The sequence below is a fragment of the Nesterenkonia aurantiaca genome (assembly GCF_004364585.1).
In the GTDB taxonomy this organism is placed as follows: Bacteria; Actinomycetota; Actinomycetes; order Actinomycetales; family Micrococcaceae; genus Nesterenkonia; species Nesterenkonia aurantiaca.
In genome coordinates, this window is sequence record NZ_SOAN01000007.1 from 106545 (window position 1) to 130531 (window position 23987).

21 protein-coding genes, 1 tRNA gene and 1 pseudogene are annotated in these 23987 nt (G+C 66.0%); 4 read left to right on the forward strand and 19 right to left on the reverse strand.

The window, feature by feature from the left end:
- Positions 1-24 precede the first annotated feature (24 nt).
- The 12 genes and pseudogenes from EV640_RS09885 to EV640_RS09940 form a co-directional block, all read right to left on the reverse strand.
- Positions 25-1014: an aldo/keto reductase gene (locus tag EV640_RS09885; RefSeq protein WP_036475552.1), complete on the reverse strand. Its 990-nt coding sequence runs from the start codon at positions 1012-1014 to the stop codon at positions 25-27.
- A 198-nt stretch (positions 1015-1212) separates the two neighbouring features.
- A tRNA-Ala gene (locus tag EV640_RS09890) sits at positions 1213-1288 on the reverse strand.
- A 138-nt stretch (positions 1289-1426) separates the two neighbouring features.
- The gene (rsfS, locus tag EV640_RS09895; RefSeq protein ID WP_036475430.1) at positions 1427-1798 is read right to left on the reverse strand and encodes a ribosome silencing factor; all 372 of its coding nucleotides are present in this window, start codon (positions 1796-1798) and stop codon (positions 1427-1429) included.
- 11 nt (positions 1799-1809) lie between these two features.
- Positions 1810-3225: a hypothetical protein gene (locus tag EV640_RS09900; RefSeq protein ID WP_133726372.1), complete on the reverse strand. Its 1416-nt coding sequence runs from the start codon at positions 3223-3225 to the stop codon at positions 1810-1812.
- 127 nt (positions 3226-3352) lie between these two features.
- Positions 3353-3949 carry a nicotinate-nucleotide adenylyltransferase gene (gene nadD, locus EV640_RS09905; RefSeq protein WP_369797212.1) on the reverse strand — a complete coding sequence of 199 codons (597 nt, stop codon included), beginning with the start codon at positions 3947-3949 and terminating at the stop codon, positions 3353-3355.
- Positions 3950-4009: 60 nt separating this feature from the next.
- Positions 4010-4189 carry a hypothetical protein gene (locus tag EV640_RS09910; protein ID WP_036475432.1) on the reverse strand — a complete coding sequence of 60 codons (180 nt, stop codon included), beginning with the start codon at positions 4187-4189 and terminating at the stop codon, positions 4010-4012.
- 55 nt (positions 4190-4244) lie between these two features.
- Positions 4245-5672, reverse strand: a complete 1428-nt coding sequence (locus EV640_RS09915) for a glutamate-5-semialdehyde dehydrogenase (RefSeq protein ID WP_036475433.1) — start codon at positions 5670-5672, stop codon at positions 4245-4247.
- Positions 5673-5674: 2 nt separating this feature from the next.
- Complete coding sequence (gene proB, locus EV640_RS09920) at positions 5675-6829, reverse strand: glutamate 5-kinase (protein WP_036475434.1); 1155 nt, start codon at positions 6827-6829, stop codon at positions 5675-5677.
- A gap of 89 nt (positions 6830-6918) precedes the next feature.
- Positions 6919-8496: pseudogene (gene obgE / locus EV640_RS09925) on the reverse strand (GTPase ObgE); the annotation flags it as partial.
- Positions 8497-8603: 107 nt separating this feature from the next.
- Entirely contained in the window at positions 8604-8858 is a 255-nt protein-coding gene (rpmA, locus tag EV640_RS09930) for a 50S ribosomal protein L27 (RefSeq protein WP_036475435.1), read from the reverse strand.
- 51 nt (positions 8859-8909) lie between these two features.
- On the reverse strand, positions 8910-9218 hold the full coding sequence (gene rplU / locus EV640_RS09935; protein ID WP_036475557.1) for a 50S ribosomal protein L21: 309 nt from the start codon (positions 9216-9218) through the stop codon (positions 8910-8912).
- 208 nt (positions 9219-9426) lie between these two features.
- Positions 9427-12546: an Rne/Rng family ribonuclease gene (locus EV640_RS09940; protein ID WP_133726373.1), complete on the reverse strand. Its 3120-nt coding sequence runs from the start codon at positions 12544-12546 to the stop codon at positions 9427-9429.
- Between the two features lie 378 nt (positions 12547-12924).
- On the opposite strand from EV640_RS09940, the gene EV640_RS09945 reads away from it, so the two are divergent.
- The 3 genes from EV640_RS09945 to EV640_RS09955 all read left to right on the forward strand — a co-directional run bounded on the left by EV640_RS09945 (position 12925) and on the right by EV640_RS09955 (position 15397).
- Positions 12925-13536, forward strand: a complete 612-nt coding sequence (locus EV640_RS09945; protein WP_036475436.1) for a vitamin K epoxide reductase family protein — start codon at positions 12925-12927, stop codon at positions 13534-13536.
- 86 nt (positions 13537-13622) lie between these two features.
- Positions 13623-14732 carry an S-(hydroxymethyl)mycothiol dehydrogenase gene (locus EV640_RS09950; RefSeq protein ID WP_036475437.1) on the forward strand — a complete coding sequence of 370 codons (1110 nt, stop codon included), beginning with the start codon at positions 13623-13625 and terminating at the stop codon, positions 14730-14732.
- Between the two features lie 8 nt (positions 14733-14740).
- On the forward strand, positions 14741-15397 hold the full coding sequence (locus EV640_RS09955) for an MBL fold metallo-hydrolase (protein ID WP_036475438.1): 657 nt from the start codon (positions 14741-14743) through the stop codon (positions 15395-15397).
- 68 nt (positions 15398-15465) lie between these two features.
- Here the strand turns inward: EV640_RS09955 and EV640_RS09960 are convergent, their stop codons facing one another.
- The 5 genes from EV640_RS09960 to nrdH form a co-directional block, all read right to left on the reverse strand.
- Positions 15466-16260, reverse strand: coding sequence for a lipoate--protein ligase family protein (locus EV640_RS09960; RefSeq protein ID WP_133726374.1), 795 nt, complete (start codon positions 16258-16260; stop codon positions 15466-15468).
- 747 nt (positions 16261-17007) lie between these two features.
- Positions 17008-17982 (reverse strand): class 1b ribonucleoside-diphosphate reductase subunit beta, encoded by a 975-nt coding sequence (gene nrdF, locus EV640_RS09965; RefSeq protein ID WP_036475440.1) that lies wholly within the window; start codon positions 17980-17982, stop codon positions 17008-17010.
- A 78-nt stretch (positions 17983-18060) separates the two neighbouring features.
- A complete protein-coding gene (nrdE, locus tag EV640_RS09970; RefSeq protein WP_166645911.1) occupies positions 18061-20205 on the reverse strand; it encodes a class 1b ribonucleoside-diphosphate reductase subunit alpha in 2145 nt (714 codons plus the stop codon).
- Between the two features lie 41 nt (positions 20206-20246).
- Positions 20247-20666 (reverse strand): class Ib ribonucleoside-diphosphate reductase assembly flavoprotein NrdI, encoded by a 420-nt coding sequence (nrdI, locus tag EV640_RS09975; protein WP_051501178.1) that lies wholly within the window; start codon positions 20664-20666, stop codon positions 20247-20249.
- Positions 20667-20682: 16 nt separating this feature from the next.
- Positions 20683-20934: a glutaredoxin-like protein NrdH gene (nrdH, locus tag EV640_RS09980; protein ID WP_036475442.1), complete on the reverse strand. Its 252-nt coding sequence runs from the start codon at positions 20932-20934 to the stop codon at positions 20683-20685.
- A gap of 538 nt (positions 20935-21472) precedes the next feature.
- Here nrdH and EV640_RS09985 point away from each other — a divergent pair.
- Positions 21473-22465 carry a GTP pyrophosphokinase gene (locus tag EV640_RS09985; protein ID WP_235181020.1) on the forward strand — a complete coding sequence of 331 codons (993 nt, stop codon included), beginning with the start codon at positions 21473-21475 and terminating at the stop codon, positions 22463-22465.
- Positions 22466-22486: 21 nt separating this feature from the next.
- On the opposite strand, the gene EV640_RS09990 is transcribed toward EV640_RS09985, so the two are convergent.
- Entirely contained in the window at positions 22487-22819 is a 333-nt protein-coding gene (locus EV640_RS09990) for a hypothetical protein (protein WP_036475443.1), read from the reverse strand.
- 268 nt (positions 22820-23087) lie between these two features.
- Positions 23088-23984 carry a bifunctional hydroxymethylpyrimidine kinase/phosphomethylpyrimidine kinase gene (gene thiD / locus EV640_RS09995; protein ID WP_036475444.1) on the reverse strand — a complete coding sequence of 299 codons (897 nt, stop codon included), beginning with the start codon at positions 23982-23984 and terminating at the stop codon, positions 23088-23090.
- Positions 23985-23987 lie beyond the last annotated feature (3 nt).

Genomic DNA, 23987 nt, shown 5'->3' on the forward strand with positions numbered 1-23987 from the left:
GCTCGGTGGCGCCTCCGGGAGGGCCTACCAGCGGTCCTGAACCGAGGGGGCGATCCTATCGGCATAGAGCTTCCGCACGGCGGCCCGGAAGTCATCGGAGAGCTGGGGTGCGGCGCCGGCCTCAGCGTTCTGCTGGGCCTGCTCGGCATTGCGCGCCCCGGGGATGACGGTGCTCACGCCGGAGGACTGGATGATCCAGGCCAGGGCCGCCGTCGTGGGCTTGAGTCCCTCCTGTTCCGCGAGTTCGGAGAACTGCGCCGCCGCATCGACTCCAGTCGCGAAGTCCACTCCGGAGAAGGTCTCCCCGATGTCGAAGGCCTCACCAGAGCGGTTATAGCTGCGGTGATCCGAGGCTTCAAAGGTGGTGTCCTTGGTGTACCGGCCGCTGAGCAGTCCGCTGGCGAGCGGGACGCGCGCGATGATGCCCACTCCGGCTTCACGTGCCGCCGGAAGCACCTTCTCCAAGGGCTTCTGCCGGAAGGCGTTGAGGATGATCTGCACCGAGGCCACATTCGGCCGGGCGATGGCGCTCAAAGCCTGGTCCACGGTCTCCACACTGATGCCGTAGTGGGCGATGGCGCCGGACTCCACCAGGGCATCCAGGCGATCGAAGACGGCGTCTGAATCGAAGACGTCATCGTTGGGGCAGTGCAGCTGCACCAGGTCGAGGGTGTCTCTACCGAGATTCTTCCGAGAACGGTCCACCCAGGCCTGGAAGTTCTCGGCCGTGGCGTGCTCCAGGCTGGGCTCTTCTGCGCGGCGGATCATCTTGGTGGCGACCAGGCCCGTCCATTCGGGGTTCTTCGCCAGCCACTTGCCGATCAGCTGCTCGCTGAGTCCGTCACCGTAGACGTCGGCAGTGTCAAAGATGGTGACCTCGTGCTCGGCTGCGGCATCCATGACGGCATAGGCGTCTGCCTCCTCGACACGACCGAAGTCCCCGCCGAACTGCCAGGTGCCGAGACCGATGGTGGATACTTCGCGGCCGGTGCGGCCAAGGACACGGTGCTGCATGAAGGGACCTCCGAGGTTTGGTGTGACGTCTGCCTCCACCCTACTCCTGACCCAGGACACGTCTCGGGTGCCTGACTCGGAGCGCCGTAGAGGTCCAGCTGCAGGTCAGGGTGCAGGCTGACGGAAAGATCCATGAGGACGAATCTGGGCATACGAAAAAGGTCCGGAGTCCTATTGGACTCCGGACCTGCTTCGCTCTGGTGGAGGTAAGGGGATTCGAACCCCTGACCTTCCGCATGCCATGCGGACGCGCTACCAGCTGCGCCATACCCCCAGATCATCACCCCGGATCAGCGTCTGCGCCGCGGCAACTCCCCTACTCTACTGTGAACCCGAATCGCTGCGCAAATCGGATCCCATTCCCAGGAGAATCGCTCGGATCAGTCGCTGACCTGGGGCTATACAACCCTCTTTACTGCGCGTCGGGGAGCTGCAGATCGACCTTGTCGACATCGGCGTAGAGCCGGTCGAGGCCATAGACGGCGCGCTCCTCTTCGTGCTGGACATGGACCACCATATGTCCATAGTCCAGCAGCACCCAGGTGCCGGTGCCGCGACCTTCTCGGCGCAGCGGCGAGGAGTCGTGGACCTCCTTGAGCGCTCGCTCGACCTCATCGACGATGGCGCCGATCTGCCGTTCGGAGGGTGCCGAGCAGACCAGGAAGGCGTCAGTGATGCCGAGCCGTTCCCCCACGTCGAGCCCGACGATGTTCGTCGCAAGTTTGTCCGCTGCCGCAGAGGCAGCGGTGCGGAGTTCAGAGAGCACAAGTTCGGTGATAGCCATGACGTCCAAGCTTAGAGGATGAATGAGAGTACAACACCGAGCGCGACGATCAGCAGCACGGCGAGAATGATCACGAGCCAGCCCATCATGGACTGACGCGCTCCCTGACGCGTGCTGTGTTCGACCATCGCGTCGATTTCCAGACCGTGGGCTCCTCGAGCGTGGATCGGTTCGATGGCTCCGGTCGGGTGGTCGGTGGGTTCTGCGGGTTCATCGGATTCCACGTGCGCCCGCAGGGTCTTGCGCGTGATCACCTCGGACTCGGGCCGCAGTCGACGTCGAGGATCTTTCGCGTCACGCTCGGCTTCGACCTGTTCCTTGCGCAGCCGCTCCTGGTTGGCCTGCATCGCCCGAGCCGCCAGTGCCTGCTGCTTCTTCAGCAGCTCTGGATCTACGCGGTTCGGGTCGTCCGTGGCGGCCAGCGCCGCAGTGAGCCCCTGCAGGTCTGCGAGCTTGTCCTCGGAGAGTGCGGCGATGTTCTCGGTCACCTGCAGGCTTCGGCGAGACTTCCGGGAGGCGGGCACCGGGGCCTCCTCCTGGTCATCGAGCTCGGTGCCTGGGAGATCCTGCGGCCGTATGGACGGCAGTTCAGAGGCGGGCTCGGTCTCGGGGGCGTTCGCCAGGTCCGGCCGGGGGTCTTCACCGTCCTCGGACGGCTCCGAAACCTCGGAGTCGTCCTCAGGCTCCTTCTCCGACACCTCGTCGACCGCCTCACCGGCAGTCTCCTCTGGCGCCTCAGGCGCGGCTTCGGCTTCGGCTTCGGCTTCGGACCAGTCTGTCTCCGCCCGATCCTCCGGCGTGTCGGACTCTTCGGTGCCGAAGAAATCGGCTTCTGCCTGAGAATCCGCAAGTTCTGCTTCCGCGGCCGCTACGGGTGCCGAAGCAGGTGTGGCGTCCGGAGCGGAGGCGGCTGGCAGGGAGAACTCCCAGGACCCGACAGGCGCTGAGCTGGAGCTGAGTCCGCCGGTGGACTCGGAACCGGTCGTGAACGCAGGAGCAGCACCGGCACCCTGGTCCGTTCCAGTGTCCTGGTCCGTTCCAGTGTCTTGGTCCGCTCCCGTGTCCTGGTCGGCCTCGGGCGTGAGATCAGTGGCGGAGTCGACATCGACGTCGGCGCCCGTGTCGACGACAGTGCCACGCTGGCGTTCGGTGCTGGAATCGACGGCGGTGCTGGGCTGGTCCTCGGTGCGGGACTCGGCGTCCTCGCGCGGGGTTTCCTCACGGGACGCACCATCAAGCGCAGAGACGGGCGCAGGGGCGGCGGTGGTGTCGATGGCCGGCTTCGGCGGGCGACGTCGTCCCGGGCGCTTCTTGGCAAGCTCGGCCTCGCGCTGGCGGCGCAGCTCCTTGCGTGAGACCGGTAGGTACCGTGCGCGCAGATCATCCTTGCCTGAGGCGTCGTTCGGCTCGGTGTTCTCTGCGGTCATCCTGCGGCCTCCTGAGGTCCCTGGTCGGACAATGCTGTCCGAGCCGGAACATTGCCCTGGTTCAAAGTGGTCTCGACGGTGAAGAACCGGTGTCCATCGTATGCCGAGGCGTGAGGGTGCGAGACACTCAACGCGCGGGGTCTGCTGGATCTCGTTGGTACAGCCGGTGTTTGGCGATGTATTGCACGACCCCGTCGGGCACCAGGTACCAGACGGGCTTCTCGGCGCGGACCCGCTGGCGGCAGTCCGTGGAGGAGATCGCCATCGCGGGGATCTCCATCAGAGAGATCTCTTTGGTCCGACCGAAGTCCTCGGAGATGTACCCGGGACGCGTCACCGACACGAAGTGCGCGAGCTCCCAGAGCTCATCGACGTTCTTCCAAGACATGATCTGGGCCATCGCGTCGGCCCCGGTGATGAAGAACAGTTCGGCATCTGGGTACATCTCGCGGAAGTCCCGCAGGGTGTCGATCGTGTAGGTCGCTCCCCCGCGGTCGATGTCCACCCGAGAGACGGTGAAGCGGGGGTTCGCCGCTGTGGCGACTACCGTCAGCAGGTAGCGGTGCTCGGCCGGCGCGACCTCGCGCCCGACCTTCTGCCAGGGCTCCCCCGTAGGCACGAAGATGACCTCATCGAGCCCGAACTCGGTGGCCACTTCACTCGCCGCGACCAGGTGCCCGTGGTGGATGGGGTCGAAGGTGCCACCCATGATTCCCAGCCGCAGTCGACCTGGAGCTCGCTCTGAGGTCGCCGCGACGCGCGGGTGACGCTGCGCCAAGCGAGGTCAGTGGTCGCCGTGCGGCGCGGCGGGCAGCTGGCGACCCTTCCCGGCGAAGCTCACGGTGATCAGCAGCAGGAACATCAGCAGGATGAACATGATGATGCCGTACCAGTGCGCCTCGATGGGCAGCGCGGCAGTCTCCTCGGCGCCCAGGACTGTGGCGATGACGTGCAGGTTGAACATGCTTCTCCCTCGTATGGGATGAACGTGGATTGATCGGTCCCCAGTGTACGCCGAATCAGGCGCGGACCTGGCCCTCGCCCCGGACGATCCACTTCGTGGTGGTCAGCTCGGCCATGCCCATGGGCCCGCGGGCATGCATCTTCTGCGTCGAGATCCCGACCTCGGCGCCGAGGCCGAACTGGCCGCCGTCGGTGAACCGGGTCGAGGCGTTGACGATCACGGCGGCGGCATCGACCTCGGCGACGAACCGGTCGGCGTTCGAGACCGAATCGGTCACGATCGCCTCGGTGTGGCCGGTGGAGAAGCGGGTGATGTGCGTGATGGCCTCATCCAGGGAGTCCACCACGGCGACCGCCAGCTCCAGATCGTGGTATTCGGTGGCGAAGTCCTCCTCGGTGACCTCGGTGACGGTGCCGAACTTCACCGGGTCCTCGGTGAGGCTCTCCGGCTGGGTCGCGGGCAGCCATTCGCGGGCCCGGGAGTCCACGTGCAGGTTCACGCCGCTGCGCAGCAGCCCGCGCAGGACCTCCTGGCCGGCATCGGCGGCATCGGCGTGGAGCAGCAGGGTTTCTGCGGCGTTGCAGACGCTGGGCCGGGAGGTCTTGGCGTTGACCACGATGTTGCGCGCGGTCTCGGGATCGGCCTGGGCGTCGATGTAGATGTGCACGTTGCCCTCGCCGGTCTCGATCACCGGGACGCGGGAGTTCTGCACCACATGCTGGATCAGCTCCCGGCCGCCGCGTGGGATCAGCACATCCACGGACCCGCGCTGAGTCATCAGCGCGGTCGCGCCCTCGCGGCCGAAGCTGTCGATGGACTGCACCGCGTCGACCGGCACCGCGGTGGTGCGCAGCGCATCCCGAATGATGGCCAACAGCATCTCGTTGGTCTTCTGTGCGGCTGACCCGCCGCGCAGGATCACCGCGTTGCCGGACTTCAGTCCGAGTGCTGCGATATCGATGGTGACGTTGGGACGGGCCTCGTAGATCACGCCCATCACCCCGAGTGGGACGCTGACCTGGGTCAGGCGCAGGCCGTTGGGCAGCGTTCGGCCCTGCAGCACCCGGCCGACGGGATCGCTGAGACCCATGATCTCCTCCACAGAGGCGGCGAGGGCCTCGATGCGCTCGTGGCTGAGCGCCAGGCGGTCCAAGAGTGAACGGCTGAGCCCGGCCTCACGACCCCGATCCAGGTCCTCCTGGTTCGCTTCGGTGAGCGAGGCGAAGGACTCGCGCAGCCCGGAGGCCACGGCCGCCAGGGTCCTGTCCTTGTGTTCGCGGTCCAGGCCGCGCAGTCCGCGAGAGGCGTCGCGAGCCCGCTCTGCGACCGCACGGATGCCCTCGGCGATCTCCCCCGAGACGTCCTGGGAGTTCTCGCTCGAGACGTCCGGGGCGTCCTCCCCCGAGGCGTCCTCGACGGTCTCTGCCGCGGTGTTCTGCGTGGAACTGGTCTCGGTCTTCTGAGTCTTCTGCTCTTCAGCCATGCTCACAGCCTAGTCTCGATCCGCACGATGTCATCTGCGTGAATCACGGCGCGCTCATATTCCGGCCCCAGGTCGGTGCCCAGCTCGGCGGTGGAGCGGCCCAGCATCTGCGGGAGCTCGGTGGAGGAATACCCCACCAGTCCTCGGGCTCGCACGGTGCCGGCGCGGTCGAGGATCTCCACCGGGTCAGAGGCTTCGAAGTCTCCGGTCAGCGAGAGGATCCCGGCGGGCAGCAACGAGCGACGACCCTCGACCACCGCGGCGACCGCCCCGTCGTCGATGCTCAGCCGGCCTTTCGGGTGCGCCAGGTGCGCGATCCAGGCCGAGCGGGCGCCGCGGCGTCGTCCCCTGGCCTCGAAGAAGGTGCCCACGTCTTCGCCGTGGAAGAGTCGGCGGGCGTTCGGCGCGGAGGTCAGCAGCGCCGGGATGCCGCTGGAGGCCACGATCTGCGCGGCTTCGACCTTGGTCACCATGCCGCCGGTGCCCACACCGGCCTTCCCGCGACGACCCAGGGTCACCCCGATGAGGTCCTCCGGGCCGGAGACCTGCGAGACCGGAGTACCGCCCTGCTCGGGCGGACCGTCATAGAGCGCATCCACATCGGAGAGCAGGATCAGCGCGTCGGCGCGCAGCAGGTTCGCGGTCAGCGCGGCGAGCCGGTCGTTGTCGCCGAAACGGATCTCGTGGGTGGCCACCGCGTCGTTCTCATTGACCACCGGCACCGCCCCGAGGCTGAGCAGCTTCTCCAGGGTGCGCAGCGCGTTGGTGTACTGGGTGCGCCGCATCAGGTCCTCCACGGTGAGCAGCACCTGCGAAACCGTGGTCTGGTACTGGGCGAACGCCCGGGTGTAGTGCGCCAGCAGCAACCCCTGGCCGACGGCGGCTGCCGCCTGCTGGGTCGCGAGGTCCGCGGGTCGGGTGCCCAGACCCAGCGGCGCCAGACCGGCGGCGATCGCGCCGGAGGAGACCAGCACGACCTCGGTGCCGCGCTCACGCAGCACCTGCAGATCCGCCACCAGTAGATTCAGCGCGTCCACGGAGATGCCCCCGTCAAGGGTGGTCAGCGAGGAGGAGCCGATCTTGACCACCACGCGTCGGGCATCGACCAGATCGGTGCGGGAGGTGACCATCGACTCGGTCAGCCGGGGCGTGCTCATGACCGGTCGGTCTCCGCCTCGTCCGTGCCGAAGCCCTCGTCCTGCAGATCATCAGGGTTGCCGTGCGGGTAGAAGATCTCCACGCCGTCCTCGTCGGTCACGCTGGTGGGCGCGCCGTCGTCCTTGCGCTTGGTGGGTGCACCGTTCTGGGAGCGGTACTCCACGTCCATCTCGGCCCGGGTGGCGACCTTCGCGGCGCGGCGGTCTGCCTGTTCCTGCTTCTTCTCCGCACGGGTGGGCCGGGAGTGGTCGTCCAGGCGCAGGTCGGTGCCGCGAGGACCGCCGAGGTGCTCGGCGCCGGCAGCCATGGTGGGCTCCCAGTCGAAGACCACGCCGTCCTCTTCGGAGCCGATGACCACGGCCTCGCCGGGCTTGGCGCCCTGCTTGAACAGCTCGTCCTCGATGCCCACGGCCACCAGGCGGTCGGCGAGGTAACCCACGGCTTCGTCGTTGCCGAAGTCGGTCTGCAGGATCCAGCGCTCTGGCTTGTCACCGCGCACCCGCCACAGCGGCTCGCCGCCCTTGGACTCTGCCGTGACGGTGAACTGCTTGCGATTGACCGAGCGGGGCCGCACGGTGACCGGCACCGGTGCGGGCTCGATCTCGCGCTGGGCTCGTGCCTCGAGGACCAGCTCGGCCATGGCGAAGCCGAGGTCGCGCAGACCGTCGCGGTTCAGCGCGGAGACGTCGAAGACCCGGTAGCCGCGGTCGGTGAGATCGGCACGCACCATCTCGGCCATCGCGGCACCGTCGGGCAGATCGGTCTTGTTCAGCGCGATCAGGCGGGGCCGCTCATTGAGCGGAACGGCGTTGGAGGAGTTGTCCTCGGTGCCGCCGGCGCCCTCGACCTTGTCCGGGGCGTAGGCCGCGAGCTCTGCCTCGATGGCGTCGAGGTCGCCCAGCGGGTCACGGTCGCTCTCCAGCGAGGCGCAGTCGAGCACGTGGACCAGCGCGGCGCAGCGCTCCACGTGGCGCAGGAACTCATGTCCCAGGCCCTTGCCCTCGGCGGCGCCGGGGATCAGCCCGGGCACGTCGGCCACCGTGAAGCGGGTCTCCCCGGCCTGGACGACGCCCAGGTTGGGCACCAGGGTGGTGAAGGGGTAGTCAGCGATCTTGGGCCGCGCGGCGCTCATCGCGGCGATCAGGCTGGACTTGCCGGCGGAGGGGAAGCCGACCAGGGCGATGTCCGCGACGGACTTCAGCTCCAGGACGATGTCGTTAGCCTCGCCGGGGGTGCCCAGCAGCGCGAAGCCGGGGGCCTTGCGCTTCTTCGAGGAGAGTGAGGCGTTGCCGAGGCCGCCCTGGCCGCCTTCGGAGATGGTGTATCGGGCACCGGGCTCGACCAGGTCAGCCAGGACCCGGCCGTCGCGGTCCTTGACCACGGTGCCCTCGGGCACGGGGAGCTCCAGCACGGGACCACGGGTGCCATGGCGGAGATCGCCCTGGCCGACTCCGCCGTTCTCGCCGTGGCGGTGGGGCCGGTGGTGGTACTCCAGCAGGGTCGTGGTCTGCGGGTCGACCACGAGGACCACCGAGCCGCCGTCCCCGCCGTTGCCGCCGTCGGGCCCGCCGAGGGGTTTGAACTTCTCGCGGTGCACGGAGACGCAGCCGTGGCCACCGTTACCGCCCGTGGTGTGGAGGACCACTCGGTCGACGAAATGTGCCATGGCTGGAGACTCCTTGAAGAAAATTCTGACTTAAGACAAGTCGAGGGTGGGCCCATCAAGTGGGCCCACCCTCGACTTTACGTACGAAACGTCTGTGCAGGCCTGAATCAGGCTGCTGGGACGATGTTGACGACCTTCCGACCGCGACGGCTGCCGAACTCGACGGCGCCTTCTGCCAGTGCGAAGAGGGTGTCATCGCCACCGCGTCCGACGTTGACGCCGGGGTGGAACTTGGTGCCGCGCTGGCGGATCAGGATCTCACCAGCGGAGACGTTCTGGCCGCCGAAGCGCTTCACGCCCAGGTACTGGGCGTTGGAATCGCGGCCGTTGCGAGTCGAGCTCGCACCTTTTTTATGTGCCATGGGTCTGCCTACCTCTCAGGGAGAACGGGGGATCTGCGAACCTGGATCGCCTCAGGCGATCGAGGTCACCTTGATGCGGGTGAGCTCAGAACGGTGACCCTGGCGCTTGCGGTAGCCGGTCTTGTTCTTGAACTTCTCAATGACGATCTTCTTACCGCGCAGGTTCTCCAGGACCTCGGCCTCAACCGTGATCTTGGCGAGCTCATCTGCTGCGGTAGTGACCTTGTCCCCGTCCACCAGCATCACTGCCGGCAGCTTAATGGTGCTGCCTGCCGCGCCCGGAACTCGGTCAACGGTCACGAGGTCTCCAACGGAAACCTTTTCCTGGCGGCCGCCAGCGCGGACAATCGCGTACACCACTTGGGACTCACTTCTCTCGATGATCATTTCGGACTAAACCAATCGCGCATATCCATGGGGGTCCTCCTGGAACGGAGACTCTCCACAGATCTGCGCGGAAGACATATCGGTGCTTATCACACCAAGGGTCAACCTTACGCGAGGACCTCAGGGACAGCAAGTTGGCCGCGGCCGATCCCCCGCTGAGGGATCGGGCACGGCCCTCCGGCTACTCGGGGCGGGCGATCTCCTCGGCCTTAACCCCTACCCCGAACATCACCGGCTCGCTCGCGGGCTTCTTCTTCGGGGTCTCGGCAGAACTCTGCTCCGACGGCGTCGAGGAGAACGTCTTGCCTTCGGGCTTCTGCGCGGTGGGGATCTGCTGGACCTCACCGGAGACGCCCTGCAGAGACCCTGCGGCACGACGACGGCGACGCACCGGTGCCGGGCTGCGCGGTTCACGCGAGTCCAGCGCCTGCCCCAGGGTGTCCAACGAGGCCTGCTTGTCCTGGCCGGAGCCGCCTGCGGAGGAGGGCGCCTGCCGCTCGCGCTTCTCGGCGCGTGGAAGCGGGACCTCTTCGCCGCCGATCTTGAGCACCTTCTCACTGGAGGCGCCGGTCGGCTCCGCTGCCTGGCGCTCAGACTTCGCTGCCTCAGACTTCCCGGCCCCGGACTTGGCTGCCCCGCCCTGCTCGGCGCTGGCCTGCTTAGTGCTGCTCTGTTCGTTGTCGTCCTGAGCAGCGCCGGACTGAGCGGCGCCGGCCTGGGCATTGCCGCCCTGAGAGGTGCTGCCGGCAGGCTGGCTGGCGCTGCGGCGGCCTCGGCGGCGTGCCGGGCGAGACCCCGAGGCGGAACCTGAGGCAGAACCGGACTGCTGGTTCTCAGCCCGAGGGCCGCCGTCGCTGCGATCGCCGGACTTCTCGGGGCTGCCCGCGGAGCCCTGCGCGGAGACGGTGTCAGTCTCCTTATGGCGATCCTCGCCGGCGGGGCGCTGCTCCTGATCGGCGTGCTTCGAGGCGGCGGCGACCTGGGCCAGTGCCTGGCGTGCCTTCTCCTGGCGCTCCTTCTCCTCGGCGCTCACCTCGGGCGCGGACTGGGCCGAGTCATTCTCGTCCTCGGAGCGGCGGCCCTTGGACTTGCGCCGCTTCTTGGGCGCCCGGGCCTTCTGCGGGTCCCCATGGGAGGTGAAGGAGCCGCCATGCTCGATCGGCTCGGCGTGGGTGATCACGCCGCGGCCCGCGCAGTGCTCGCAGTCTTCGGAGAAGACCTCCAGGAGGCCGGTGCCCATACGCTTGCGGGTCATCTGGATCAGGCCCAACGAGGTCACCTCGGCGACCTGGTGCTTGGTGCGGTCGCGTCCGAGGCACTCGACGAGCCGGCGCAGCACCAGGTCCCGGTTGACCTCCAGGACCATGTCGATGAAATCGACCACGATGATCCCGCCGATGTCGCGCAGGCGCAGCTGCCGGACGAGCTCCTCGGCGGCCTCGAGGTTGTTCTTGGTGACGGTCTCCTCGAGGTTGCCGCCGGATCCGACGAACTTGCCGGTGTTGACGTCGACCACGGTCATGGCTTCGGTGCGGTCAAAGACCAGCGAGCCGCCGGAGGGCAGGTTGACCTTGCGGTCCAGCGCCTTGTTCAGCTGCTCGTCGATCCGGTGGTGCGAGAAGATGTCGTTGGCCTGCTGCTCCTCTGGGATCCACTGCTGGAGCCGGTCGAGCAGGTGTGGGGCCACATAGGTGACATAGGCCTCGATGTTGTCCCAGGTCTCTTCACCCTGGACCTCCATGGAGGAGAAGTCCTCGTTGAACACGTCGCGGACGACCTTGATGGTCAGGTCGGGCTCGGCGTAGAACAGCTCCGGGGCCAGCACCTTCTTGTCATCGGACTGGCGCTGGATCTGCTCCCAGAGCGAGCGCAGTCGGTTGATGTCGTTGGTCAGCTCCTCCTCGGAGGCGCCTTCCGCGGCGGTGCGCACGATCACGCCGGCGTTGTCGGGCATGTGGTCCTTCAGGACCTTCTTCAGCCGGGCGCGCTCGGTGTCTGGCAGCTTCCGGGAGATCCCGGTCATCGAGCCACCGGGCACGAACACCAGGTAGCGGCCGGGAAGTGAGATCTGGCTGGTCAGCCGGGCACCCTTGTGTCCGACCGGGTCCTTGGTGACCTGGACCAGCACGGAGTCGCCGGACTTCAGCGCGTTCTCGATCTTGCGCGGACCGCCGTTGAGGCGCGAGGCGGCCCAGTCGACCTCACCGGCGTAGAGCACGGCGTTTCGGCCGCGGCCGATGTCCACGAAGGCGGCCTCCATGGAGGGCAGCACGTTCTGGACCTTGCCGAGGTAGACGTTGCCGATCAGCGAGTCCTGGGTGGTGTGCGAGACGTAGTGCTCCGCGAGCACGCCGTCCTCGAGCACGCCGATCTGGATCCGCTCCCCGCGCTGTCGCACGATCATCTTGCGGTCCACGGATTCACGGCGGGCCAGGAACTCGGCCTCGGTGATCACCTGACGACGCCGTCCGGTGTCACGGGAGGACCGGCGGCGCTGCCGCTTCGCCTCGAGCCGGGTGGAGCCCTTGAGCCCGGTGACCTTGTCCGAGACCGGGGCCTCGGCGGCCTCACGCGGAGCCCGGACCCGGGTCACGGTGTGGGCATCATCCTCATTGGACTCAACCTCGAGGTCGGCGCTGCCCCGACGACGACGACGGCGCTTGCGGATCACCGGTGAGTCATCCTCGGCGGAGTCGGTCTCCCGGTCCCCGCGGTTCTGCGAGCCTGACCCGTTGCCGGAGTCACCGTTCTTCGCATCTGGGTTCTTCGCGTCTGAGTTCTTCGTGTCGTTGGACTGCGAGCCGTTCCCGCGGTCCGCGGAGTCCCCGGCTGAGGACTGCGCCTCCGATGACTCGGAGTCGCTGGACCCCCGGGAGTCCTCGGAGCCGCGGTTCTTGTTCCGGCCGCCGCGGCGGCGCTTCCGGCGTGAGCGGCGGCCCGAGCCGTCCTCGTCCTGATCATCCTCGGACTGGGCATCCCAGTCCTGGGAGTCGTCGTCCTCGAAATCCCTGGTCTGGGAATCGCGGCTCGACGCTGAGGAGCCGCGGGAGTCGGAGTCCGCATCGTCGGCGCTGCGGGTCTTCGAGGGGGTGCGGGCTTTGACCGTGGCCAGATCCGGCGCCTGGAACAAGACGTTCACGGCGTCGTCCTGGGCGGCGGCCCGGGGCTCTTCGGGCTCTGGTGCCTCGTCCGCGTCGCTGGAGGGCTGGGGGCTCTCGCTCGAGGACTGCGGTGCACTGAAGGGATTGAAGATGTCGTTGCTGCCCGCTGCGTCGTCCGCGGGGGTCTCGGGGTGGGACATTATGGAGTTGCTCCTGACCGCTCCCACGGTGCCACACTCACCGCGTCCGCGGCTCTGCTTGGGTGAATTCAGCCGGTCGCGTTGACCCTGTCTCTCACAGAGGGTGCGACCTGCTCATTCCACATATTGATGTTGTCTCAAACCTATGTTCTTAGCTCCACTGGCCTTCCGGGCGCTGCTCCCTTTCACGGAGCGCGCTCTGCGCGGCCTTCCAGTGGCTACTCATCAGTCCTCGGCCCCTGCTGTGACGTATCTCACAACGGCGTCTATGGGGCCCAGGTGATGGCATGGAAGCCTTCTCGGTCTGCGGGTGTGGTCCGCTCGCCGATGTTACTCAGTATCGCATACCCCTTCTGAGAACTTGCGTAGAATCCCCGCATGGCCCTTTACCCGACCGAGCAGCTGATTCGTCCCCACATCGCCGGAACCCGTTCGGTGGGGCTGTGGCTGCTGCTGACCTCCGTGGTCGGCGCAGTGGCCAGCGGGCTGTTGATGCATGAGCGCATCCAGCTCTGGCAGGACGCCGACTACACCACGGCCTGCGACATCAATCCCTGGGTCTCCTGCGGTCTAGTGATGGACTCCTGGCAGGCTTCCAGCTTCGGCTTCCCGAACATCTTCCTCGGCGTGATCGGTTTCCCGATGGCGATCCTGGTCGCGGTGACCATCCTGGGCCGGGTCCAGCTGCCCCGCTGGTACTGGATCGGACTGCAGGCTGGGGTGAGCTTCGCGATGCTCTTCTGCATCTGGCTCTGGTCCCAGGCGGTGTTCGTCATCGGCGCGCTGTGCCCGTACTGCATGGTGGTCTGGGCTGCGGTCATCCCGATGTTCGTGATCGTCACGACTCGCAATATCGCCACCGGGGTCCTGCCCGTCGGTCCGGGGCTGAAGAAGCTCTCTGCGGACTGGTGGTGGGTGGTCATCGTGCTGATCTACCTGGTGGTGGCGGGCAGCATCATCGTGCAGTTCCCTCAGGTCTTCACCGGCTGAGGTCAGGGTCTTCCTCCTGAGATATCGTGGAAACCGGCGTGCAAGACTCGCCGAACGTGTGACCTGCAGATATTTAGGAGCTGGCAATGTCCCAGACCGTTAGTGCCGTCGTCGTCAAAGAGAAGGACGGCCCCGCCGTCCTCGAGCAGATCATCGTGCCGGACCCGATCGCTGGTGAGGTCGTGGTCGACGTCTTGACCTGCGGCGTGTGCCAGACCGATCAGCATTACCAGCAGGGCGAGGTGGGCGACAACTTCCCCTACCTGCTGGGCCACGAGGCCACCGGCCGGGTCTCGAAGATCGGCGAGGGTGTGACCAACGTGAAGGTCGGTGACACCGTGATCCTGAACTGGCGCGCGGTCTGTGGTGAGTGCCGAGCCTGCCGCAAGGGTGAGCCGAAGTACTGCTTCGACACCCACAACGCGCAGCAGCAGATGACGCTGACCGACGGCACCCCGTTGGAAGCAGCCCTGGGCATCGGCGCTTTCGCCGAGAAGACCCTGGTCGCTGCCGGACAGTGCACCGTGATCCAAGACCTGCCGGCGGAGTCCAATGCCGCCGTCGGACTGCTGGGCTGCGGGATCATGGCCGGAATCGGTGCCGCGATCAACACCGGTGAGGTCCAGCGCGGCGAGTCCGTCGCCGTGATCGGCGCCGGCGGCGTCGGGACCGCCGCGGTGCTCGGCGCCAAGCTTGCCGGAGCCACCACCATCATCGCGGTGGACCTGGACGACCGGAAGCTCGCCAAGGCCGCGGAGCTCGGCGCCACCCACACCGTCAACTCGAAGGAGTCCGACGCCGTCGAGACCATCCGCGAGCTGACCGGGGGCTTCGGCGCCGATGTGGTCATCGACGCGGTGGGCCGGCCGGAGACCTATAAGCAGGCGTTCTACGCCCGCGACCTTGCCGGACGCGTGGTGCTGGTCGGCGTTCCAGATCCCTCGCTCATGCTGGAGCTGCCGCTGGCTGACTTCTTCGGCCGCGGCGGATCGCTGAAGTCCTCCTGGTACGGCGACTGCCTGCCGTCCCGGGACTTCCCGATGCTGGTGAGCCATTACCGCAACGGCAACCTCGACCTCGATGCGTTCGTCACCGAACGCGTCAGCCTGGACCAGGTCCAGGAGGCCTTCGACACGATGAATCGCGGCGAGGTGCTGCGCTCGGTCGTGGAGCTCCAGTCCGCAACCCAGAATTGAGGAACCCTATGAGCACCCGCTTTGAGAATCTCGTCACCTCCGGAACCTTCTCGCTCGACGGCGGCACCTGGGATGTCGAGAACAACGTCTGGATCATCGGTGATGAGAATGAAGTGATCATCATCGATCCCGCCCACGACGCCGATGCTGTGGCCGCGGCGGTGGGAGAACGCGCCGTGAGCGCGATCCTGCTGACCCACGGACATGACGATCACATCAGCCAGGCCCTGGAGGTGCAGAAGCGTCTCGGTGGCAGAATCCACCTCAACCCGGAGGACCAGATGCTCTGGGACGCCGTGCATGAGGGCACCGTGCCGGATGTGCACATCAGCGACGGCGACGTGTTCACCGTGGGAGACGCCACCCTGGTGGCGCTCCATACCCCGGGCCACTCCCCCGGATCCACCTGCTTCTATTCCGAGTCCCTGACCGGGCCGGACGGAGCCACCCAGCCGGTGCTGTTCTCTGGAGACACCTTGTTCTCCGGCGGACCCGGCGCGACCGGTCGGTCGTACTCCAGCTTCGAGACCATCATCGAGTCGATCCGGACCCGACTGTTCCAGGAGCTCCCGGGGGCCACGGTGGTCAACACCGGACACGGTCCTTCGACCTCCATCGGGGCTGAGTCGCCGCATCTGCAGGAATGGATCGATCGCGGCGAGTGACCCGCTGCGGCAACTGAGCAGCCGCGGCGACTGATCTGCTGCGGTACCTGATCCGCTGCGGGCCCCGGTCAGCCGCGCGTGGTGACGCTGGGAGGGATCGGCGAGGGTTCGTCGATCTCTTCCAGCTCCCAGTGCCTCCGGTAGACCTGGAGCACCGCGGCTTCGATCTTCTCCACGGTGGTCTCGACACCGAGGTCGGTGATCGCACCGGCGGTGAGCGGGTCCCAGGGAATCCCGAGCGCCTCATAGGCCCGGGAGAGCACCCGGCGGATCGGCGCTCCGTCCTCGACGATGATCGAGGAGGAGAAGAGCCAACCCGAGCTGATGACCCGCTGGGCGGTCCCGATGAGCTTGATCCGTACATCCGGAAGCTCTCGTGAGACCCCGTGGACCGAATGGTCTCCCGGGCAGTACTCCCCCGGGATCGGACGGAGCCGTGCTGAGACCCCGGCAGCCTCCAGCGCGTCGCGCAGGAGTTCGCCGAACTCGGTGAAGCGGGCCTGGGAGTGACGGATCGGATCCGGGTCAGGCTCGATGTGATCGAGCACCAGGGAACCCTGATGATAGGCCGCTGCCCGGCCCCCGGCTCGACGAACCAGCGGCGTGAAGCCTTCCTCGCGACAGGCCTGGGCCGCCGCAGCGAATCCGGGCAGCCGCTCATCGCGCTGTCCGAAGGCCACTGTGGGGTCCGGACGGTACATCCGCAGCAGCGGGGCGACCCGGCCATCCGAGGCTCGCCGCGCATCACGGGGGCTGCCCGCGGCGCGAGTGCGCTGCAAGAGCGTCAGCGCCCGCTCGAGATCAGCCTCGGCGCCGAGGCTTCTGGGCTGCCGATAGACGTGGAGCGGCTCTGCCGTCGTCATTGAGTCTGTGCCATGGGGATGTGTCTGTCGCTTGTGGGTCGTGAGCTGGGACGACACCCGAGTTTACGTCATCGGGCCTTCTGCCTGGGCGCCCCGTGCCTGCTCTCAGCCGACGCCGACCTGCAGCTGAGTCATCCAGGCGAGACTCTCGGCATGGAGCCAGTACTCGATGATTCGATCTTCTTCGACCCAAAGAAGGTCCGTGCCGTGGAAGCGCCCAGCAGTGCCCACTGCGGCGGCGGCCCCGGCATTGTCCGGCCGCAGTGCCCGGTGGCCGCCCAGCGCAGCAGGACCAGGTCACCGTCGAGGAGGGGGCCCCATTCGATGCCGTCTCCTCCATCGAACATCGCCGCGTGCACGCGGTTGCGCTCGGAGACGATCTGCTCAGCGATGTCGTAGTCGCCGTTCCACGGTGCGACCCATCTCTCGACCAGGGCGCTCGACCAGGGCGCTCGATGTGTGGCGCTCGCGGTGGGGCGATGAGGGGTGGGGCTGCCCCATGGGGGTCTCCTGTCGCGGCGGAACAACGGCGCGCAGGCCGCACCAGATCGCTGGTCCGAGCCAGGACCGTCTGCCCCAAGGCTATGCAGAGTCCGACCGCACCACGTTGAATCCTCACAGCCAGCAGGCGAACAACAAGGAGCCTCTGTCGAGACTGCGTCCGATACAGGAATGGCCCTGCTCTGCAGAAGACTGCAGAGCAGGGCCATTCACGCGTCCGGTGGGGCAGGACTCAGGGCTGACGCACTAGAAGTCCCAGTCGTCGTCCTCGGTCTCCTCGGCCTTGCCGATCACGTAGGAGGAGCCGGAGCCGGAGAAGAAGTCGTGGTTCTCGTCGGCGTTCGGGCTCAGCGCCGAGAGGATCGCGGGGTTCACGTCGCTGATCTCCTTGGGGAACATCGCCTCGTAGCCCAGGTTCATCAGGGCCTTGTTGGCGTTGTAGTGCAGGAACTTCTTGACGTCCTCGCTGAGGCCCACTCCGTCGTAGAGGTCGTGGGTGTACTGCAGCTCGTTCTCGTAGAGCTCGTACATCAGCTCGTAGGTGTAATCCTTGAGCTCCTGCTGACGCTCCGGGGTCTCGCGCTCCAGGGCGCGCTGGTACTTATAGCCGATGTAGTACCCGTGCACGGCCTCGTCGCGGATGATCAGCCGGATGATGTCTGCGGTGTTGGTCAGCTTGGCCCGTGAGGACCAGTGCATGGGCAGGTAGAACCCGGAGTAGAACAGGAAGGACTCCAGGATGGTCGAGGCCACCCGCTTCTTGAGTCCGTCATCGCCGTGGTAGTAGTCCATGACGATCTGCGCCTTGCGCTGCAGGTTCACGTTCTCCTTGGACCAGCGGAACGCCTCGTCGATCTCCTTGGTGGAGCACAGCGTGGAGAAGATCTGGGAGTAGGACTTGGCGTGGACCGACTCCATGAAGGAGATGTTGGTCAGCACCGCCTCCTCGTGCTGGGTCAGTGCATGGGGGATCAATGCGACCGCACCCACGGTGCCCTGGATGGTGTCCAGCAGGGTCAGCCCGGTGAAGACCCGCATGGTGAGGGTCTTCTCCTCTTCGGTCAGCGTGGCCCAGGACTGGACGTCGTTGGAGAGCGGGATCTTCTCCGGCAGCCAGAAGTTGTTGACCAGCCGGTTCCAGACCTCGCTGTCCTTCTCGTCTTCGAGGCGGTTCCAGTTGATCGCCTCGACGTGCTCGAGGAGCGCTTTAGATGGTGTCAACGTCAGGAGTCTCTTTCTAGAGGAAGCGTGGAGTTCCGGGAGGGGCCATGGTCGTCACGGCCCGGATGGGACCTGGGGTCACAGCATGCAGGACACGCAGCCGTCGACCTCGGTGCCTTCCAGCGCGAGCTGACGCAGCCGGATGTAGTAGAGCGTCTTGATGCCCTTGCGCCAGGCGTAGATCTGCGCCTTGTTGATGTCGCGGGTGCTGGCGGTGTCCTTGAAGAACAGCGTCAGGGACAGGCCCTGGTCCACGTGCTGGGTGGCAGCGGCGTAGGTGTCGATGATCTTCTCGTACCCGATCTCGTAGGCATCCTGGTAGTACTCCAGGTTGTCGTTGGTCAGGTAGGGCGCCGGGTAGTAGACCCGACCGAGCTTGCCCTCTTTGCGGATCTCGATCTTCGAGGCCACCGGGTGGATCGAGGAGGTGGAGTTGTTGATGTAGGAGATGGAGCCGGTGGGCGGCACCGCCTGCAGGTTCTGGTTGTAGATGCCATGGGCCATGACCGAGGCCTTGAGCTCGCGCCAGTCCTCCTGGGTCGGGATGCTCACATGGCCGAACAGGGTGCGGACCTTATCGGTGGCCGGGGCCCAGAGCTGCTCGGTGTACTTCTCGAAGAATTCTCCGGAAGCGTACTGCGAGTTCTCGAAGCCGTCGAAGCTCTGACCGCTCTCGATCGCGATCTGGTTCGAGGCGCGCAACGCGTGGTAGAGCACCGTGTAGAAGTAGATGTTGGTGAAGTCGAGGCCCTCTTCGGACCCATAGTGCACGCGTTCCCGGGCCAGGTAGCCGTGCAGGTTCATCTGGCCCAGACCGATCGCGTGCGACCGGCGGTTGCCCTCAGCGATGGAGGGCACCGAGTTGATGTAGGACATGTCCGAGACGGCGGTCAGGGTGCGGATCGCGGTCTCGATGGTCTGCCCGAAGTCCGGGGAGTCCATCGCCTTGGCGATGTTCATCGAGCCAAGGTTGCACGAGATGTCCTTGCCGATCTCGGAGTAGCTCAGATCGTCGGCGTACTCGCTGGGCTCCGAGACCTGAAGGATCTCCGAGCACAGGTTGGACATGGAGATCCGTCCGGCGATCGGGTTCGCACGGTTGACCGTGTCTTCGAACATCACATACGGGTAGCCGGATTCGAACTGGATCTCGGCCAGGGTCTGGAAGAACTCGCGGGCGTTGATCTTGGTCTTGCGGATCCGCGCGTCGTCGACCATCTCGTGGTACTTCTCGGTCACCGAGATCTCGCTGAACGCCTTGCCGTAGACGCGCTGGACGTCATAGGGGCTGAACAGGTACATCGGCTCGTTCTTCTTGGCGAGCTCGAAGGTGATGTCCGGGACGACGACGCCGAGCGAGAGCGTCTTGATCCGGATCTTCTCGTCCGCGTTCTCCCGCTTGGTGTCCAGGAAGCGGAAGATGTCGGGGTGGTGGGCGTTGAGGTACACCGCGCCGGCGCCCTGGCGTGCACCGAGCTGGTTGGCGTAGGAGAAGGAGTCTTCCAGCAGCTTCATCACCGGGATCACCCCGGAGGACTGGTTCTGGATGTGCTTGATCGGGGCGCCGTTCTCCCGGATGTTGGTCAGCGAGAGCGCCACGCCTCCCCCGCGCTTGGAGAGCTGCAGCGAGGAGTTGATGGCACGCGCGATGGACTCCATGTTGTCCTCGATGCGCAGCAGGAAGCAGGAGACCAGCTCGCCGCGCTGCTTCTTCCCGGAGTTCAGGAAGGTCGGGGTCGCGGGCTGGAAGCGGCCGGAGATCATCTCGTCGACCATCTTGTTCGCGAGCTGCTCATCGCCGCGGGCCAGGTGCAGCGCGACCATGGTGACGCGGTCCTCGTAGCGCTCCAGGTAGCGGTCACCGTCGAAGGTCTTCAGCGCGTAGGAGGTGTAGAACTTGAAGGCACCCAGGAAGGTGGGGAAGCGGAACTTCGCGGCGTAGGCCCGGTCGAAGATGGCGCGGATGAACTCCTGGGAGTACTGCTGAAGCGTCTCGGGCTCGTAATAGTCGTTCTCGACCAGGTAGCCCAGCTTCTCCTCCAGGTTGTGGAAGAAGACCGTGTTGGTGTTCACGTGGTCCAGGAAGTACTGCCGAGCCGCCAGCTGATCGGCCTCGAACTGGATCTCACCATCGGGACCGTAGAGGTTGAGCATGGCGTTGAGCTCGTGGTAGCTCAGGCCCTGCCACTGGGCGGGCATGACTTTGGCCAGCGGTGCGCCCATGGAGTCCCGGCCGTCCTGGGTCTGGGCGGTGCTCGCCGCGTTCAATGGCTTGGTTGCTGTTTCCAAAACTCTTCCAATCCCGTTTGAACTGTGGCCACGTCTTCCGGTGTGCCCATCAGTTCAAATCTGTAGAGGTGAGGGACTCGGCACTTGGCGGCGACGATGTCCCCGGCGATGCAGTAGCTCTCGTGAAAATTCGTGTTGCCCGCGCCGATCACTCCGCGCAGGAGGTTCCTGTTGGATTCAACATTGAGGAACTTGATGACCTGTTTCGGCACCGAGCCTTCGCCGGCGTCGGCTCCGTAGGAGGGAAGGACCAGGACGAAGGGCCGCTCCGCCGCGAGGGTCTCATCCTTGGTGCGCAGCGGAAGCCTCGCTACCTCCCCCGCCCCGTGCTGAAGCTTCTCCACGAAGCGGTGCGTGTTGTTCGACACCGAGGAGAAGTAGATCAGCCTCGCCATGGTGTTCACGGCTGCATCAGGCGACCGAGCTGATCGCAGCGTGCTGTACGGCCAGCTCGGAGATCTTGTCGGGACGGAATCCGGACCAGTGATCGGCCTCGGTGATGACCACGGGGGCCTGCATGTAGCCCAGGCCGCGAAGCCGCTCGAGGGCCTCGGCATCCTGAGTGATGTCGACGGTCTCGTAGGTCACGCCGTTCTTGTCCAGGGCGCGGTAAGTGGCGTTGCACTGGACGCATGCGGGCTTGGTGTAGACAGTGACAGACATGGGACTCCCCGATTCGAACGTGACGTTTTGGCTATGCCCCAATACTACATCTTGGGTCCGGAGATATCAGCAGCCACTAGATGATGTACTTGCACCGATGTAGTTCTCCACCGGCTGTCCACAGGACCTGTGGACCACGACTCCCCTGCAATGACGCGGAAGCAACACCCATCCCGGTCATTCCTCCACAGCTGTGGAGTTCGATGCTCCCAAGAAGAAGTTTCTCGAAGCGCCGCGTGTCTCGGCGTGTCTGATGCCCGAAATCAGAAGATGTTGCGTCTGCGCCCTCGGGTCTTCACCAGATGTTGTGTTTGGGGTCTCATCCGACGGGGTGCGTGGGCCGCATTCCGCAGCATCGCTCACCGTCGAGGATCCAGGCCTCCAGCCTAGCGGTGGGCAGGTGCAGGCGATCACAACGATTCTGTTGCGGGACTTCACAGACAATGCGCCTAGGGTCGAGAATCGAAGCAACGGTCCTATGACCGTCGACTCCCTGCTCCGCGCGGCGAGCCCCTGAACCCCTAGGAGAACCTCCCCCATGTCCGCTGGACACGCTCCTGCCACTGACCATCATTTCCTTCCCGTTGAGGCTCCCGAGGGGGTCTCGCTCAGCGCCGGAGTCCGGGTTCCGCCGGGCAAGGATCTGGCCCAGCAGGCGCCCGTGGGGAAGCAGACGAAACAGGCGCAGCGTAGCGAGTCAGATGTCTACCGCGCCCTGCTCTCGGAGCTGCACAGCGGCGCCGGGGATGGCCGCGACGGGGTGGCGGTGCGGATGGTCGACATCCGTCGGCAGCTCACCGAGTTTCAGCTGCACTATAAGTTCGGCATGGACGAGGTGCTGACCAAGATCAATGTGCTGCGCGAGGAGTTCGAGCACACCCGCGACTACTCCCCCATCGAGCATGTGAACTACCGGCTGAAGTCCCTGGACCGGATCCTGGACAAGGTGCAGCGCTATGGCGCCGAGCCCACCCTGGAGAGCATCCGACACTCGATCCGAGACATTGCGGGGATCCGGATCACCTGCTCCTTCGTCTCAGACGCCTACTGGGTCGCGGAGATGCTGTGCAGCCAGCCGGACCTGCGGGTCGTCGAGGTCAAGGACTATATCCGCACGCCCAAGGTCAACGGCTACCAGAGCCTGCATGTGATCGTCCAGGTGCCGGTCTTCCTGTCCAACCGCACCGAGTTCGTCTACGTGGAGGTCCAGATCCGCACCGTGGCGATGGACTTCTGGGCCTCGCTGGAGCACAAGATCTACTACACCTACGACGGCGAGGTGCCCGGCGACATCCTCGATGAACTCCGCGACGCCGCCGTCCAGGCGGCCGCCCTGGATCAGCAGATGGCCTCGATCAGAGACCGGGTCACCGCACTGAAGGATCAGGCGCCAGTCTCAGGGCAGGGCGCCACCGGTCCCACGCCGCGGGATCGCGAGACCACCGGGGCGTGGTTCCCCTCCGATGATGCGATGGGGACCACCTGGAAGTGGGAGGACATCGCCAATCACGCCGGCGGTCCGCAAGAGTGAACACCGGGTGAGCGGTCCCTCCTACCGGCGTGTCACCAGGATGTCGAAGAAGACCGTCCCATCAGGGCTCTTTTCGAAGGATCCGCTGCAGGAGACTGGCTCGCCGTGACCGGTCCGCTTGCCATAGGTCTTGTTGTACTCCCAGATGAGCTGGCCAGCGTCGGAGAAGAGGGCGGCGTCGATCGAGCGAAGGAACAGCTTCTCACCCGTGGCGACCCCCGTCTCGTCGAAGACGACGGCGGTCGCTCCGCGGGGCTGCACCTGCAGCATCTCGAAGCCACCCTCGCCGTCGGCGCATCCGATGGTGATCAGGGGGAAGTCCGGTTTCATCGGCACGGCCTGTGCGGTCGTCACGCTTCCTGCAAAGATCCCCGCTGCTAAGAATGTCGCTAGAACGCCTCGACGTAACATCGCCCATCACTCCCTTGTAAGTCATGGACGTGCCACCTCAGCGATGGGCAACGCCCTTCTATGACGCTGGATCTATCGGTAGTAACTCCTCCATGCTGTCACTCCGGGCTTGCCACTGCTAGGACGGATCTCCTAGGTCCGACCTCGGATCGTCCAGCACCACGGCGGGCTGCTCTGCCCATGGGGCGCTCTCCGAGACACGACTGGGGGCTCAGCGCCAGAGCTGCGCGAAGTGCTGGATCGGACCGTGGCCCTGGCCGACGTCGAGGCGTTCAGAGTCCTGAAGCGCTGCGGTCATCCAGTCCTTGACCACGGGCAGAGCAGTGGACCAGCTGTGGCCGCGGGCCGCCAGCGCGGCCAGCGCCGCGGAGACCGAGCATCCGGTCCCGTGGGTGTTCTGCGTGTGGATCCGCGGTGAGCGGAACTGCTCCTCCTCGGCGCGCTCACCCGACTGCGTCGGGTAGACCAGGGTGTCGAGGACGGACTCCTGCGCGGAGGCATCGTCGAGATGTCCACCCTTGGCCAGGACCACCACCTGATGCTGATCGGCCACCGCCCTGGCCTGAGCGATCAGCCCAGCGGGCTCGGTCGCGGGTTCGCCGCCCGCCAGCAGCGCCAGCTCGGGCACGTTGGGTGTGATCAGGTCTGCCCGGGGCAGGAATGCGATCAGCGCAGACTCTGCGGCGGCGTCGAGGAGTCTGTCGCCCGAGGTGGCGACCATCACCGGGTCAAGGACCAGCACGGGCCGAGCTCCGGCGTCGTCGTGGCCGGTGGCCTCGGGGAGCTCACCGCGGAACCCGAGGGTGTCCAGCCAGTCGGCCACGGTGCTGATGATCTCCTCGGTGCCGAGCATCCCGATCTTGATCGCGTCCAGCGCGACATCGTCGGACACGGCGTCCAGCTGGGCGCGCAGGAAGCTCACCGGGGGCAGGTGGATCTCCCGCACCCCCTGGGTGTTCTGCGCGACCAGAGCGGTCACCACGCACATCCCATATCCTCGGTGCGCCGCGAAGCTCTTGAGGTCCGCCTGAATGCCGGCACCGCCGGTGGGATCTGTGCCGGCGATCGAGAGGATGTTGGGGATGCTGCGCGGTGACGTGAGACTCATGGC